We start from the raw sequence: 14,409 nt of genomic DNA, 5'->3' as shown, positions 1-14,409 counted from the left end.
CCTTCTCCCTTTTAAAAAATCTTCCAAAACTGCCACCATTTTTTATTCGCCTTTTTCTCAGCCTTTTTCAGCTTTTTCTCAATTTCGGCTATTTCATTTTGTTTTGTGCCGCTTTTTTCCAATTTTTCCTTCGCCTGCGTAAATTTTTCCACAGCTTCCTTCCATTTTTTATTCTTAAAATCATCATCTCCTTTTTTCTTTAGCAAATACCCCTCACTTTTTTCAATTTTTTTATTCAAATCCTCAATTTTGGACATCTGATTTCCAAAATTTCCATCAGCATTCACTTCTTCCAGAATTTTCTTCGTTTCCTCATATTTTGAAATGCTCTCTTCAAATCTTTCATTTATAGCCAACTGGTCTGCCTGCATTTCCAGATTTGACGCATTTTCCATTTTCCTTGTTATTTCTTCACGTCTTTGCCGTTCCCGCTCCATTTCTTCCTGCTGTGCCTTGATTTCAGCTTCTTTTATCTGCAGTTGCTGTTGCATTTGAATTTCCTGCTGCCTTAACCTTTCCGAATATTCCATTTCCTGCGTTTTTAATTTTTCAGCATTCTGGCTTTCAAATTTAATAAATTCCTGTGCCTGATTTATGTATTTACTTACAACATTTGCATTATTCGTATCCTTCATTTTCTGATAAATATTTTTAGCCTGCGTTAGAATATTTATTGCTTGTGCTGGATTATTAGCAGTTATTTGCGAAAGCCCTTCCTGAACGAGATTGTTGGCAGTCTGTAAATCAGCATTTTGCTGGGAATTGAGTTCCTGTATCTTATTGTCAATTTCTCCTACTTTCACAGTATCTCCAAGTGTCTGATACATCTGTCGTGCCTGATAATACGCCTCTTTTGAAGAATTAATATTGCTTTGTGCTAGCGAATCCCCTTTATTTTCAGCAAGTATTGCCCCATTATATGCTGTTTTTTCCTTATCCGTTATTTCCTCCAGCTTTTTCTCAACTTGCGAAACATAATCTGCCCTTCCATTTGCCAAATACATATCAGCCGCATTTTTATAACTAACCTTTGCTAAATTGTAGCTTCCTTCATTAACCGCCGTATCTCCAGCCGTTTCCAAAGCCTTAGCTTCCTTTAATTTCACAGTTGAATTTATCCGTGAATCCAATGTAGTTAAAATCTCTTCCGTGTTCAGTTCATCCCGTTTATAACTGTTGTCATTCAGGTTATACTTAGCCTGCTGATATTTTACGTTCGCCTCGTCATAATTCCCGCTGTTAAACATCTCATTTCCCTCATTAATATCCAAAAATGCCTTTTTAATCTTCTCAGTTTCTCCAATTTTCTTATTTATCTCATCAATTTTCTTATTTGCATCAGCTCTCTTTTTCTCAGCATTCGTAAGAAATCCTATTATTCCCCTGCTTTTTGACTTTAATTTTTCGTACTCTCCAATTTCAAGCTTCAAATTATCAATTGAGTTATTAAAATTTTTCTTTAAAATCTCCTCATCCGCCAATTTTTCATACTGCGTTGCCGCCTGCAGAATACCATTTCGCCTTTTTACATTCCAAATTACAACAAACAAAATAATTACAGCAATAATGAGCATTACAAGTATTATTTTTTTAATAAGTTTCCTTTTATCCTTTTCCATCGGCTCTGGACTTGCTACAGCACCCACTTCTACCTGTGCAATCGTATAATTTTCAATATTATCCCTAAGCGAAGCAAGTATCCGTTTTTCCAATGAATTTAACCATTGCTTCTTATCCTCAAATATGGATAAATCATTTTCCATATCATGCTCATCAATATTTTCCCAGAATCCTACAGTCGTCAAGCAAAAAACATCTTTTTCTATAAGTTCTACAGGTTTTTTTATAATATTTGGCTTAATTTTCCCAAAATCCCCAATTGCCTGCAGCAAATCATTTCTTTGCCTGTGAAATCTCATATCCGATATATTCAATGCCTCTTCGTCCACCAAAAGCTGTGCTATCGTGTCATCTCTGCTTTGAGAAATGATGTATCCGCCTCTAATATGATAAAACCTTGTATTTCCGATATTTCCATATAAAATTGAATTATAATTACTTATAATGATTAAAAGAGAAGTGTGCATAAGACAATATTTCTGAGTTTCTTCCTGTTTTTCCTTAACTTTCAGATTGGCATAATCCATCATTTCCTTTATTACATCATAGTTAAATCGTGGACGTAGCATAAAATATTCAATCACGGATTCCACAGCAATTCTTGCCGCAACTTTTGCCCCTTCCTCCTCATCAAATCCATCCGCCACAGCCCAAATCGCATAATTATCCAGCAAAACATACCCAAAATAATCGTTATTTTCAGCCTTCGTCCCAGCCTCGCTCAAAAATTCCGTAATAAATTTTGCCTCATCTTTCCTCATTTTCCCATTTCTCCCTCTATTTTTTATTAATTCAACTTTATAAAATATATTTTTATACTATTACTATTCCCCATTAAAAAGGTTGGTATCTAATAAATTTTGAATTGTATTCTATTTTCTAATAAGATTTAGTATTAGATTATTTTGTTTAATAACAATTTTTACTATTTTATATTATATTTTTTCTTTTATTTTCGTAGGATTGCTCATTGCTGCAAAACTTTATCTTGCAGTAAAGGTTAGTCCTAATAATTAAAATTGTGGCAAGATTGCTACGCAATAACCTATGGCTAGTCTACGACATTTTTCTGCACTGACAAAAACTCACTATGCTCAAACAGTTTTGCCAACACATAAAAATGCTCCGACGGATTAATTTATACTAAACTCTGTTTAAAAAATGAGAATTATATCTTAAATTAATTGAAAACATTAGGTTTATATCTTTTATTAGAAAAATTTGTAATAAATTCTTCATTTAAATTGGGTTTAGTATAAATTTATTAAATCTGTTCATAATCTTCGATTTTTACTTCCAAATCAGTATTTTTATTCTGAAAATTCGTATTTTTCACAATTTTTTCATCATTTAAATTTTCATATTTCCTTTTCACACTTTCCTCTCTCGACTTTTCCTTTTCCCAGTCAAAATAATCTCCGCACAGATTTACAAATACAAATTTGCTTTCTCCCATTTCAACTACTGAATAAGCCCTTAGTTCTACTGTGTTATAGACTGCTTCTCCATTCAGATAGATTAGTCCGTTGGAATCTCCGGGAGTTAGCATAAATTTTCGCTGTTTGGGATTATAGCTTATTGAGCAATGGTTTTTTCTGGAAATCATAGTATCTCCTAAAATTTGTATATCCATATTTTCTCCACGCCCAACAAAGTTTCGTTCGCTCACAATTCTGTAGTCTTTTCCCTTATCATGCCCCTCAATGCACGTAAGCCAACCCACGACTGGATCTACGGTGCTGTCTTTAGACCAGTAGGCCGTTGTTCTGTCTTCATCCTTCATTTCTTCAACTAGATTAATTTTATCATCCAAGTTTTCCGTTTCCAGTCCTTCAGATTTACAGTAGGGGCATAAGCTGTATCTTGAAACATCGTATATATGCCCATTTTTACATCTATCCAATTTCATTTTAAAATTTTCCTTTCTTTTTTCATTTTATAAATTTATAGATTTATTTTAATAATATTTTTGTAGTCGCCAAATAAATTATGTCCCCTGATTCCACTTTTACTGGTATATTTTTTTTAAGTTTTATTTTCCGCTTATCTAAACTTCTTTCTATTCCACTTCCATTTTGTGAACCTAAATCCTCATAATACCAGATTCCATTGACACGATTTAATATTCCATGAGCCCTGCTGACTAAATTTGAATAAATCCCTTCACTTACATCTATATCCACCCTGTTTCTTGGCGATTGCTTACCAATAAGAAGCGATGTTGCCCTCCCAATTTTCCAAATTTTCATATCATAATCTTCTGAATCCTTCAAAAATATATGCTCAATCTGCTTTTTCTCCAAATCCTCAATTTCCTTTACCCTTTCTAAAAATACGTTATGCTCCCTTTCCCTCTCATACTTTATATTTTTGATTTCCTCCTCAACTTCCACCTTTTCAAAAAATCTTTCCACAATGAGCAGGTAAAGTGTAACTCCGATATAAATAAAAATCGAAAAATAAAGGCTTTTTGTAGAATATCCTAAAAGATGGACAAAAATAAATGTAAATATCAAAACAGTCATTATCAAAATATTTTTTATATTTAAAAATTTGTAGCTTTTCTGATTTTTTGCATTTAATTTCCGTTTTTCATATTTTTTTATTCCCTTATCCACACTAATTTTATTTTTTTCATCGTTAATTTTCCCATTTTCTTTATTTTTTCCAAGTCGTGCCACGCTTCTAAGTCTTTCCAGCCTGTAAATGCTTCCACGCCCAAGCGGACGTCTAAAGATATTTCTCCAATTTGCAAAACTTCTTCTGATTCCCCACAGCATTTCTAATTCCCCTTTCTTATTTTTTTTCTTTCATATCAAAAAAACTCTCGAACCTGCTTTTCATATTTTCCTTCTCAGCTTTTGCTTTATTCTTTGTCATTTTATCTAGCCCAAAACTATTTTCAAACATTCCTTTCATTTCAGCTGTACTTTTAAAGAATTCTTTTCCAAAAGTAAAATTATTACTAGAAAATTTATTTTTAACATTCTTTGACTTATTTTTATCTTGTTTCTGATTATTATCATTTTTCCTTTTATAATCGTATTCTTTCCGCTTTTTCCCGTTTCCAAGAACTTCATAAGCTTCTGTTATTTCCCGAAACTTTTTTGCAGCTTTTTCGTCCCCTGCATTTTTGTCAGGATGATATTTCATTGCCAATTTTCTATATTTCTTTTTTATTTCGGAAATATCAGCATTTTCAGACACTTCTAATATTTTGTAATAGTCCATTTTCCTTCCTCTTTATTAATCTTATTTTAATTTTTATTTATAATACTATATTTTTATATTTTTGTCAACCTTTTTTTAATTTTATTTTAAAAATTTTTATAAAAATAAAACTTAAATTTCACAAAAAAGACATAAAATTTACATAATTTTGTCAAAATTAAATGATACTATATACTTGTCAAGAGAAGAAGAGAAAAAAATTGAAACGGAGATGGTTAATATGAATATAAAAAATACTTTTAAGAAAATAGTTGCAATTTTAGGAATTATTGGAGTTTCAGTGGTATCCTTTGCAGAACCACCTAAACATCCAAAGCCAAAACCAAAAGCGATGGTTGTTCAGCCAAAAAGAAAAACGATAAACAAAAAGCCGGCAAAAAGACAATCTATGAATCCTCAAGGAAGAAGAAATACTAGAAGGCCTGGCATGAAAAAAAGCAGAAGACGTTAATTATCCAACTTAAAATTATGAAAAAGCAGTCAATGTTATTTAATGGCTGCTATTTTTTGTTTATTCAGAAAAACTAATTTTCAGTAGAATTTTAGAATGCTTTATAAAAAAGTTCTTGAAATTATAAAAAAAAATGATAATATATATTGCTAAAATAGATTTGGAAAATTCCAGAATTAAAATTTTTATTGGTCAATACAATTAACCGCTTTAAAGAAAATCAAAATACAACTTGTGAAATTACAATAATTTATGATTTGAAAGCTGTTTATAGTGTATAAGAAAACTGCAAGATAATTTTTTGAGCAGTATAAATATATGCTGAAAGGAGGTAGTAAATGAAGAAAAAGTTAAAAAATAACAGTTTTTTAATTCCATCTTTTTTAGCGGGAGTAACAGGATTAGGTTATGGAAAAGCCATACATTCTACAAACAATGATTCATCAGTTCAAGCTTCAAGTTTTACAGATTCTAAAAATATAAAGAAATTAAATTCAGAAAAAAAGTTTAGTTTTTCTAAAAATGATGAGATTTTTGATATTATAAAAAATAATTTAAAAAATGAAACAGACTTTAAAGTTGATTTTGGCTACACTGACGGATTTCATAAAAGCAGGATTAATGACAATCTTTACAGCCAGAATGTTGTTAGTATGCCTGATTCAGAAGATTCTTGCTCCAAAGCGACAATTCCCTACGTTATAATCAACCCTGCAAACGGTCCATCTGATAAAGCCGATTACAGCTATATTGTTCAAATTAAGAAAAATAAGGAGCTGGGAATTAAAAATCTTGGATATGTGACGACAGACGAGTATACAAAAAGCATAAAGCAAGTGTACTCTGAAATTGACAAGTACATACAGTTTTATGGTTCAGACAATATTTCGGGCATTTTTTTTGATGAAGTCTCATCGGGGAAAAATCCCTTAGAAGTCGAATATATGGCACAGCTATATAATTATGTCAAGACAAAGTATCCAGATTCAATGGTTGTTGCCAACCCTGGCGGAACCGTCACAGATGAAATGTCAAAATATTCTGATTTATGGCTGACAAGCGAGTTATCTGCAGACAATTATATTAACCACTGGACACCAAGAAGTTATAACTTTGAGAACAATCCTGAAAATGCAAACCGTATCGTCCATGTTATTCATTCTGCAGATCCTGCTCAGTATGAAACTCTTTTAAGGCTGTCAAAGGAGCGTAATGCAGGTTTTTTAATGATAACGACAGACGTGCCGAACGTTCCCTACGAGGATTTGCCGCAAAATTTTGAAAATCTGATATTATCAATAAATAATAGTTCAGCCTCACACGTTCTTTCAAATGTTAATGATAATTTGAACAGGAACTCAAAACTTGAGCCGGAAATGCCAGAAACAGAAATTCCTGATTTGAAGGCATCCATATTGTCAGGGAGTATAATGGAAAATAATAAAACTGACTCTTATCAGTTTAATTCATTTCAAAAATACAGTATTTCAGGAAATTTATATATTTCAAGTATTGATTTATGGAAACTTTTAGATAATTATGACAAAAGCAATTCAGAAAATGATTCAAAAGATAGATTTGATAACGATTTTAACTTTGGATTTAATATTTTAAATGAATTTGCTGCCAAGATTTCATATAAAATAAAAGATAAATTCGGCAATTTCGAAATTGACTTAAGAAAAAACTGGAATGTTTTAATATTATAAAAAAATCAAGCTGTATCATTTATACGAAACAGCTTTTTTTAGTATATTTAAAATTTTAATATTTTTTTCTTGAATTTACTTCATTTACAAACTTTTTAAATAATTTCTGAGCTGCTTCATCATTTACTGCCATCATTTCAGGATGCCACTGCACGCCGATAACAAATGTATCGCCTGAAATATTTTCAATTGCTTCAATTGCCCCATCTGCACTTTTAGCTGTTATGACAAATCCTGGTGCCAACTGGTTTATAATTTGATGATGGTAACTGTTTATGAATCCTATGCCTTCAGGGTAAATATCAGTCAAGAAACTGTTGGTTGCGACATTAATTGAATGAGTAGGCGTATGAGATCTGGCTTTCTGAAAATGCTTAATTGCGATATTTTCATTGTAGGACAAATCCTGATAAAGCGATCCGCCGCATTCGACATTTATTATCTGCATCCCGCGGCAAACTCCGAGGATAGGCTTTTTATAAGCCATTGCAAAACGGATTAATAATGAATCAAATTTATCCCTTTCAGGAAATACTTCTCCCAGTTTTTCCTTCGGCTCTTCCCCGTATAGCAGCGGAAATACATCATTTCCCCCTGTCAGAACAATTCCGTCAACATTTTTTACAAATTCCTCAATAATTTCCTCATGTTCGTTTAAAGGCAGCAGATGCGGCACACCTCCAGCATTTATTACAGCATTTATATATGAAGTATCCACATAAGCCCTTTTATAGCCTGCAAATAGCCCTTTTTCCAATTCTAATACATTACTCGAAATCCCAATAACAGGTTTTTTCATATTATCCTCCAATTTAAAAAAATTTATATATTGCACTCGATTGCTTTAATATCAGATTGACAAGAGTGAACTACTCCCGCTTTTAGAAGCGGGAGCTTCTTGGGAAGTATCTGCGTATGACTAGCCAAATATATTTACCAAGCTCTTCGGGCAGTTCCTACCCTGCTTCCTTTTATTTCCCTAATATTTCAACATCGCTTTTCCAATGTCTCTTATATTCAATGCCGCATTGTAATCTCTGTCAATTTCAATTCCACAGCACTCACATTTATAACTTCTTTCTGATAATTTCAGCTCCTCTTTAACGTTTCCACATTTACTACAAGTTTTCGACGATGGAAACCACTTATCTATCTTCAAAAATTGTTTCCCTAAAAACATCAGTTTATACTCAATCATTCTCAAAAACATTCCCCATCCATTATCTCCTACACTTTTCCCAAAATTTAATGCCTGACTCATCCCTTTCATATTCAAATCCTCGACAATCACAGCATTATACATTTCAGATAATTTTTTTGATAATTTATGTAAAAAATCTCTTCGACAATTTTTAATATACTCATGTAATTTTGATATTTTTTCTTTTTGTTTATACCAATTTTTAGAAAATTTCACTTTTCTCGACAATGACTTTTGTAATTTTTTCAATTTTTTCTCCAACATCTTAAAATATTTTGGATAATCAGCCCTTTGGTTTTCAGAACTGACAAATAATTCAGACATTGAAAAATCAAGTCCAATCACTTTATCTTTACTAGCTACCTTTTGAATTTCTTTTTCAAATTCCGCCAAAACAGAAACATAATAATTTCCATTACTGTTTGTCAATGTTACCGACTTTATTTTATAATCCTTTGGTATTTCTCTATGATATTTCAATTTGACTTTTTTCAATTTCGGCAAAACCAAATATTTGTTTTCTTCAATTCGTATCGAATTGTTCACACAATTTGTCGTATAACTTTTAACATTATTCTTTTTAGATTTGAACTTTGGAAACTTCGCTCTCTTTTGAAAGAAATTCGTAAACGATCGTTTTACATTCAATTGAGCATTTGAAAGTGCCAGACTGTCCACTTCTTTTAAAAATTGATTTTCACTTTTCAAACTGGCAGGTGTAATTATTTTATTTTTTCCAGTTTCTTCATAAAATTTATTTGCAGTATACAAAATCGTATTGTAGACAAAACGAACACATCCAAAAGTCTTGTTTATCAATAATTCCTGCTCTTTATTTGGATAAATTCTGTATTTGAATGCTAAATTATATTTCATAAAATTACACCTCCTTTTGATTTTGAATATTATTTTTAATTATTTCTCTTCCATATTTTATACAAAATTGTATCATAGACGTATCCTTTTTTCAATTTTTTTACAAAAAAAGCAATTCATCTCCCACTTGTAGGGGATGTCTTTTTGTTAAAGCAATTTTACTATACAAGATTTAATCATATATTTTTTTATTAGTCAAATATTTTATTTTTATTTTGCCGTTGCATTTTCAGTAGTTCACAAATCATAGTAAAAATGTTATAATATCAAACAGTAATGAAAAAGGGTGAGAACATTGAATATTACTTTATATAGAAAATATCGGCCTCAGAATTTTGATGAAATTGCTGGACAGGAATTTGTGCTACGGGCGATAAAAAACTCCTTGAGGGAAAATAAGCTGTCGCATGCGTATTTGTTCACAGGGCCACGTGGAGTTGGTAAAACAACTATTGCTAGACTGATTGCAAAAGGCGTAAACTGTCTGAACAGTAAGGATGTGACAGATAATCCCTGCGGAGAATGTGAAAACTGTCGTGAAATTTCTCAAGGGATTTCTATGGATATGATTGAAATTGATGCGGCTTCCAATCGTGGAATTGATGAAATTCGTGAGTTGAAAGAGAAAATAAATTATCAGCCTGTAAAGGGAAGAAAAAAAATATACATAATTGACGAGGTTCATATGCTTACAAAAGAGGCCTTTAATGCACTTTTGAAAACACTGGAAGAACCGCCTGCACACGTGATATTTATTCTTGCGACTACCGAAATTGACAAAATTCCGGATACAGTTATTTCCAGATGTCAGCGGTATGATTTTTTGCCAATTGATAAGAAAGATATAAAAAAATTGCTGAAAAATGTGGCTGAAAAGGAAAGCATTACGATTGATGACGCAAGTCTGGACTTGATTTATAGAAAGTCAGAAGGAAGTGCAAGGGACAGCTTTTCCATCTTTGAGCAGGTTGTGTCAAACTTCAACAATGAGGAAATTGATATTACAAAGGCTCAAAAGGCTTTGGGAGTTGTGCCTGACGTTATTTTGGAAGAATTTTTAAATCTGGTAAAGGAAAGCAATAAGAAAAAATTAGTTGAATTTATTGATAAAATCTGGGAAGATGGGCTTATTATCGAAACATTTTTAAAGGATTTTTCCTATTATCTGAAAGAGCAATTCAAGAAAAAGGCTGATTTGCCGGTAAATTTTTTGCTGGATACGATAAGTGCGATTTTTTTTACTTTAAATGAATTTAAATATGAAGAGGATAAAAGGCTGCTCGGTTATGTGCTTATTCACGAACTTTACAAAAATCAGGGGAAAAGTTCAAGTAAAAATAAAATTTCAGAAAATACAGGTTCTATTGGAAATATGGCTGCTATTGACAAAAATTATATGAAAGACATGTCAAACAGCATTTATGAAAAAGTATTAAATGAGATTACAAAAAATGCTAACATTGTAAGTCCAAAAGCCAGTGTTACAAAAAATATTGAACCTGAGAATAGTGAGAAAACTGAAAAAATTGCAAAAGATTATGATATTTCAATTTTTTCTGAAAACTGGAAAAAAGTTTTGGCTGGGATAAAAAAGGAAAGCGTTATGCTGGGGGCATTGGCGATTGAAAGTCGTCCAGACAGGGTGGAAAATGGTGTTCTTTATATAAAGTTTCCAAAAGATCACAAATTTCACAGCGAGCAAATTTTACTACCGGAGAAAAAGCCGAAAATTGAAAAAATTATTAATCAGATTTGTAATTCAGATATTATGATACAAACTTTTCTCGAAAGCGAAGATTCACAGAATGAAGAGGATAAATTTTTGCAAAATGCAGTCAAGTTTTTTGATGGAGAGATTTTGGAAAGAAAATAATGTTAAAATATTAAGTAAACTTACTAATTAAAGAAGGGATGATAAATATGAAAATTAAAGTAATTTTGAAGGAAACTATAAAAGGTGTTGGGAAAAAAGATGAAATTGTGGAAGTAAAAGACGGATATGCAAATAACTTCTTATTAAATAAAAATAAGGCAATACTTGCAACTCCTGAAAATATTAATAAATTGAAGGCAAAAAATGAAAAGATACAAAAAAATCATGATAAAGATGTAAAAAATGCAAATGAACTAAAAGAATTTTTGGCTGGAAAGGAAATTGTGTTAAAAGTGAAGGCCGGGGAAAATAACAAAGTGTTTGGCTCAATCGGGGCAAAGGAAATTGTGGAGGCTTTAAAAGAGCAATTGAATGTGGATATTGATAAAAAGAAGGTTTCTGCTAATGCAAAAGTGAAAGAAATCGGACTGCATAATGTAGAATTAAAACTTCATTCTGAAGTTAAGGCAAATTTGAAAGTTAAAGTTGAGGCTAAATAATTTAAAAATATATTTAAATATAGAAAGTGAGAAATTTAAAAAATGGGATTATATGATTTGGAAGAGGAGAAGAATAGTAAGCCGTTTAGTATCGAAGCTGAAGAGGCGCTTCTTGGCTCTATCTTTATAAATCCTAATGTTATTGGGGATATTGTTGATATTGTAACATCTGAAGACTTTTACAGGAATAACTATAAGCTGATTTTTTCTGAAATGGTAAAGGCTTATAATCTTGGGAAAATAATTGATGTGCTTTTAATCATTGAATCGCTGAAAAAGAAGGAACTTATGGAAGAAGTTGGAGGCGAGGATGTCATTTATGACTTGACGGAAGTTGTGCCAACCGCTGCAAACGCAATGAATTATGCTCAAATTGTAAAGGATAAGTCTATCCAGCGGCAATTAATAGGCATTGGGGAAAAAATCGTCAAAATGGCTATGCGTGGTTACGAAGAAGTCGATACAATGCTGGATAAGTCAGAAAGCATGATTTTTAAAGTTGCCGAATCCAAGCAGAAAAAGGATATTGTTCCTTTATTTGAACTGGTTCAGCGTAAAGTTACGCAAATGGACAACTATAGTGAGGGTAAAGGGGAAATAACTGGAATTTCTTCTGGATTTGACAGATATGACAGCATAACGAGTGGATTTCACGGTTCGGATCTGATAATTCTGGCGGCGCGTCCAGCCATGGGGAAAACCGCCTTTGCCCTAAATCTCGCAATTAATGTGGCACGGCAGGGGAAAGGTGTGCTTGTATACAGTCTGGAAATGGGAAATGAACAACTGTTTGACAGGCTTGTGGCAAGTGAGGCAAAAATACGGTTAAAGGCTTTAAAAGACAGCACAATGTCACCGGAGGAACTTGTAAATCTAGGAAATGGGCTGGGACGGCTTTCTGAAATGCCAATTTATATTTCAGATTCCTCGAGTGTAACAATGCTGGAAATAAAGGCTACTGCACGGCGGCTAAGGGCTGAAGGGAGGCTTGATTTTATGCTAATTGACTATCTGCAGTTAATCAGTCCGTCAGAAAATTCAAGAAAAAGCCGGGAACAGGAAATATCAGAAATTTCACGTTCATTAAAAATATTGGCAAAAGAGCTGAATATCCCAATTGTAACACTTTCACAGTTGTCACGTGGAGTGGAGCAGAGAGTGGATAAAAGGCCAATTCTGTCAGACTTGCGGGAATCTGGAGCAATTGAGCAGGATGCTGATATGGTAATGTTTTTATACCGTGAGAAATACTATCACAAGGATACTGCTCCTGAAGTTGATAATATGAATGTTCCGCAAAAATATGTAAGTACGCCACAGGAAGCGCCAAAAGATAATGAAAAGGAGCTTGAAAAAGTAGAGCTCATAATTGGAAAACATAGAAGCGGGCCTACTGGAACGATAGAATTAGGATTCAGGCCAAGCTATCAGCAGTTTGTAAACGTTGTAGACGATGAATTTGCCCCGCCTGCTGAATAATAAGAAATAAAGGAAAAGAAAAATGAAGGAGAGAAAATTCAGAAATGGAAATAAAAAAAAGAGTAGAATTATTGGCACCGGCTGGAAATATGGAAAAGCTGAAAACAGCTTTTCATTTTGGAGCTGATGCTTGTTTTGTTGGAGGGAGCGCCTTTAACTTGCGAGGAATGTCTTCAAATTTTAAAAATAAGGAATTAAAGGAAGCTGTGGACTATGTTCACAGTTTGGGCAAAAAAATATATGTTACATTAAATATTTTTGCACATAATACAGAAATTGAATATATGCCAAGATTTATAAAAAAATTGGATGAATTTGGCGTGGATGCAGTAATTGTAGCTGATCTGGGAGTTTTTCAGATGGTTAGGCAGTACGCTCCAAATCTTAAAATTCACGTAAGTACGCAGGCAAACAACACAAACTGGATGAGCGTGAAAACTTGGAAGGATATGGGTGCAAAGAGGGTTATTCTGGCTAGAGAAATGTCACTGAAAGAAATAAAAACTATCCGTGAAAAAGTACCGGATGTGGAAATTGAAGTATTTATTCATGGAGCGATGTGCATGGCTTATTCAGGAAGATGTCTGTTAAGCAATTACTTTACAAACCGTGATGCAAATCGTGGAATCTGTGCACAGGATTGCCGCTGGAACTATAAAGTAATTGCAGAAGGGCATGAGGAAACTGGGGCTCACGACATTGTGGAAAATGAGGAAGGAACATATATGTTTAACGCCAAAGACTTATGTTCTATCGAATTTATTGACAAAGTGCTTGAAACAGGTGTAGACTCGTTGAAAATAGAAGGAAGAATGAAAAGCATCTACTATAACTCAACTGTCGTAAAACAGTATAAAAGAGCATTGGATAATTATTATTCTGGAAATTATGAATATAATCCAGACTGGCTGAAAGAGCTTAAAACTATTAGCCACAGACAATATTCAAACGGATTTTATCTAGGGCCGACTTCTGAAAAGGATCAGAATTACGAAACTGGACTTTCCTACAGCCAGACTTACAGACTTGTCGCAAATGTGCTTGAAAAAGTTGACACGAATAAATACAAAATTCAAATAAGAAATAAAGTTTACGCAACAGAAACTTTGGAGCTGGTACGTCCAATTGGAGATGCTGTCAAATTCAAAGTAGAAAATTTTTTAAATACAAAAAATGACGAATTTCAGGAATATGTAAATCCAAATACAATCGCTATTATCGAAACGGATGTAGAAATGGGGCCAATGGATCTGATCAGAATAAAACTGCCTGAAGGACAGTCTGACAGTGATATGGATACCACTGAATTTTAATAAATATAAATAATAATTTAACTTAAACTTTAACCAATAAAAAGTGTTCCAAATAAAAACCAGCATTTTTTAATGTTAAATAAATCATTTGTTTATTAAAAATTATTAAAAAAGAAAGATAAAATACTATACAAATCCCAAAAAATAGGTTATAAT

General features: G+C 32.5%; 12 protein-coding genes. 6 read left to right on the top strand and 6 right to left on the bottom strand.

Features of this window, described 5'->3' with window-relative positions; all coding sequences use genetic code 11:
- Window positions 1-11 precede the first annotated feature (11 nt).
- The 4 genes from HW275_RS03415 to HW275_RS03400 form a co-directional block, all read right to left on the bottom strand.
- Window positions 12-2,381 carry a PP2C family serine/threonine-protein phosphatase gene (locus HW275_RS03415; protein WP_178935174.1) on the bottom strand — a complete coding sequence of 790 codons (2,370 nt, stop codon included), beginning with the start codon at window positions 2,379-2,381 and terminating at the stop codon, window positions 12-14.
- 503 nt (window positions 2,382-2,884) lie between these two features.
- Window positions 2,885-3,529 (bottom strand): FHA domain-containing protein, encoded by a 645-nt coding sequence (locus HW275_RS03410; RefSeq protein ID WP_178935172.1) that lies wholly within the window; start codon window positions 3,527-3,529, stop codon window positions 2,885-2,887.
- A 43-nt stretch (window positions 3,530-3,572) separates the two neighbouring features.
- Window positions 3,573-4,400 (bottom strand): FHA domain-containing protein, encoded by an 828-nt coding sequence (locus tag HW275_RS03405; RefSeq protein ID WP_178935169.1) that lies wholly within the window; start codon window positions 4,398-4,400, stop codon window positions 3,573-3,575.
- A 16-nt stretch (window positions 4,401-4,416) separates the two neighbouring features.
- Complete coding sequence (locus HW275_RS03400) at window positions 4,417-4,851, bottom strand: DnaJ domain-containing protein (RefSeq protein WP_178935167.1); 435 nt, start codon at window positions 4,849-4,851, stop codon at window positions 4,417-4,419.
- Window positions 4,852-5,071: 220 nt separating this feature from the next.
- On the opposite strand from HW275_RS03400, the gene HW275_RS03395 reads away from it, so the two are divergent.
- Together HW275_RS03395 and HW275_RS03390 are read left to right on the top strand one after the other, a co-directional pair.
- Window positions 5,072-5,302, top strand: coding sequence for a hypothetical protein (locus HW275_RS03395; protein ID WP_218975082.1), 231 nt, complete (start codon window positions 5,072-5,074; stop codon window positions 5,300-5,302).
- A gap of 338 nt (window positions 5,303-5,640) precedes the next feature.
- On the top strand, window positions 5,641-7,011 hold the full coding sequence (locus HW275_RS03390; RefSeq protein WP_178935165.1) for a spherulation-specific family 4 protein: 1,371 nt from the start codon (window positions 5,641-5,643) through the stop codon (window positions 7,009-7,011).
- A gap of 55 nt (window positions 7,012-7,066) precedes the next feature.
- Here the strand turns inward: HW275_RS03390 and HW275_RS03385 are convergent, their stop codons facing one another.
- Window positions 7,067-7,810, bottom strand: coding sequence for a gamma-glutamyl-gamma-aminobutyrate hydrolase family protein (locus tag HW275_RS03385; RefSeq protein ID WP_178935163.1), 744 nt, complete (start codon window positions 7,808-7,810; stop codon window positions 7,067-7,069).
- A 180-nt stretch (window positions 7,811-7,990) separates the two neighbouring features.
- Window positions 7,991-9,088 (bottom strand): RNA-guided endonuclease TnpB family protein, encoded by a 1,098-nt coding sequence (locus HW275_RS03380; RefSeq protein WP_178935161.1) that lies wholly within the window; start codon window positions 9,086-9,088, stop codon window positions 7,991-7,993.
- Window positions 9,089-9,383: 295 nt separating this feature from the next.
- Here HW275_RS03380 and dnaX point away from each other — a divergent pair, with 295 nt between their 5' ends.
- Genes dnaX through HW275_RS03360 form a run of 4 tightly spaced genes read left to right on the top strand, consistent with a single transcriptional unit; the run spans window position 9,384 to window position 14,253 of the window.
- On the top strand, window positions 9,384-10,961 hold the full coding sequence (gene dnaX, locus HW275_RS03375) for a DNA polymerase III subunit gamma/tau (RefSeq protein ID WP_178935159.1): 1,578 nt from the start codon (window positions 9,384-9,386) through the stop codon (window positions 10,959-10,961).
- A gap of 47 nt (window positions 10,962-11,008) precedes the next feature.
- Window positions 11,009-11,461 carry a 50S ribosomal protein L9 gene (gene rplI / locus HW275_RS03370; RefSeq protein WP_178935157.1) on the top strand — a complete coding sequence of 151 codons (453 nt, stop codon included), beginning with the start codon at window positions 11,009-11,011 and terminating at the stop codon, window positions 11,459-11,461.
- 42 nt (window positions 11,462-11,503) lie between these two features.
- Window positions 11,504-12,940, top strand: a complete 1,437-nt coding sequence (gene dnaB / locus HW275_RS03365; RefSeq protein ID WP_178935155.1) for a replicative DNA helicase — start codon at window positions 11,504-11,506, stop codon at window positions 12,938-12,940.
- Between the two features lie 44 nt (window positions 12,941-12,984).
- Window positions 12,985-14,253: a U32 family peptidase gene (locus HW275_RS03360; RefSeq protein WP_178935153.1), complete on the top strand. Its 1,269-nt coding sequence runs from the start codon at window positions 12,985-12,987 to the stop codon at window positions 14,251-14,253.
- The last annotated feature ends 156 nt before the right edge of the window (window positions 14,254-14,409 follow it).

The organism is Leptotrichia sp. oral taxon 223 (assembly GCF_013394795.1).
Taxonomy (GTDB): domain Bacteria; phylum Fusobacteriota; class Fusobacteriia; order Fusobacteriales; family Leptotrichiaceae; genus Leptotrichia.
This window is presented reverse-complemented; position numbering and strand designations above follow the sequence as displayed.

Bases quoted from the DNA above. Each gene is read 5' to 3' on its own strand.
- HW275_RS03410 (WP_178935172.1), bottom strand. From the start codon at position 3,529: ATGAAATTGGATAGATGTAAAAATGGGCATATATACGATGTTTCAAGA.
- HW275_RS03415 (WP_178935174.1), bottom strand. From the start codon at position 2,381: ATGAGGAAAGATGAGGCAAAATTTATTACGGAATTTTTGAGCGAGGCT.
- HW275_RS03395 (WP_218975082.1), top strand. From the start codon at position 5,072: ATGAATATAAAAAATACTTTTAAGAAAATAGTTGCAATTTTAGGAATT.
- HW275_RS03380 (WP_178935161.1), bottom strand. From the start codon at position 9,088: ATGAAATATAATTTAGCATTCAAATACAGAATTTATCCAAATAAAGAG.
- HW275_RS03385 (WP_178935163.1), bottom strand. From the start codon at position 7,810: ATGAAAAAACCTGTTATTGGGATTTCGAGTAATGTATTAGAATTGGAA.
- HW275_RS03390 (WP_178935165.1), top strand. From the start codon at position 5,641: ATGAAGAAAAAGTTAAAAAATAACAGTTTTTTAATTCCATCTTTTTTA.
- dnaB (WP_178935155.1), top strand. From the start codon at position 11,504: ATGGGATTATATGATTTGGAAGAGGAGAAGAATAGTAAGCCGTTTAGT.
- HW275_RS03405 (WP_178935169.1), bottom strand. From the start codon at position 4,400: ATGCTGTGGGGAATCAGAAGAAGTTTTGCAAATTGGAGAAATATCTTT.
- rplI (WP_178935157.1), top strand. From the start codon at position 11,009: ATGAAAATTAAAGTAATTTTGAAGGAAACTATAAAAGGTGTTGGGAAA.
- HW275_RS03400 (WP_178935167.1), bottom strand. From the start codon at position 4,851: ATGGACTATTACAAAATATTAGAAGTGTCTGAAAATGCTGATATTTCC.
- HW275_RS03360 (WP_178935153.1), top strand. From the start codon at position 12,985: ATGGAAATAAAAAAAAGAGTAGAATTATTGGCACCGGCTGGAAATATG.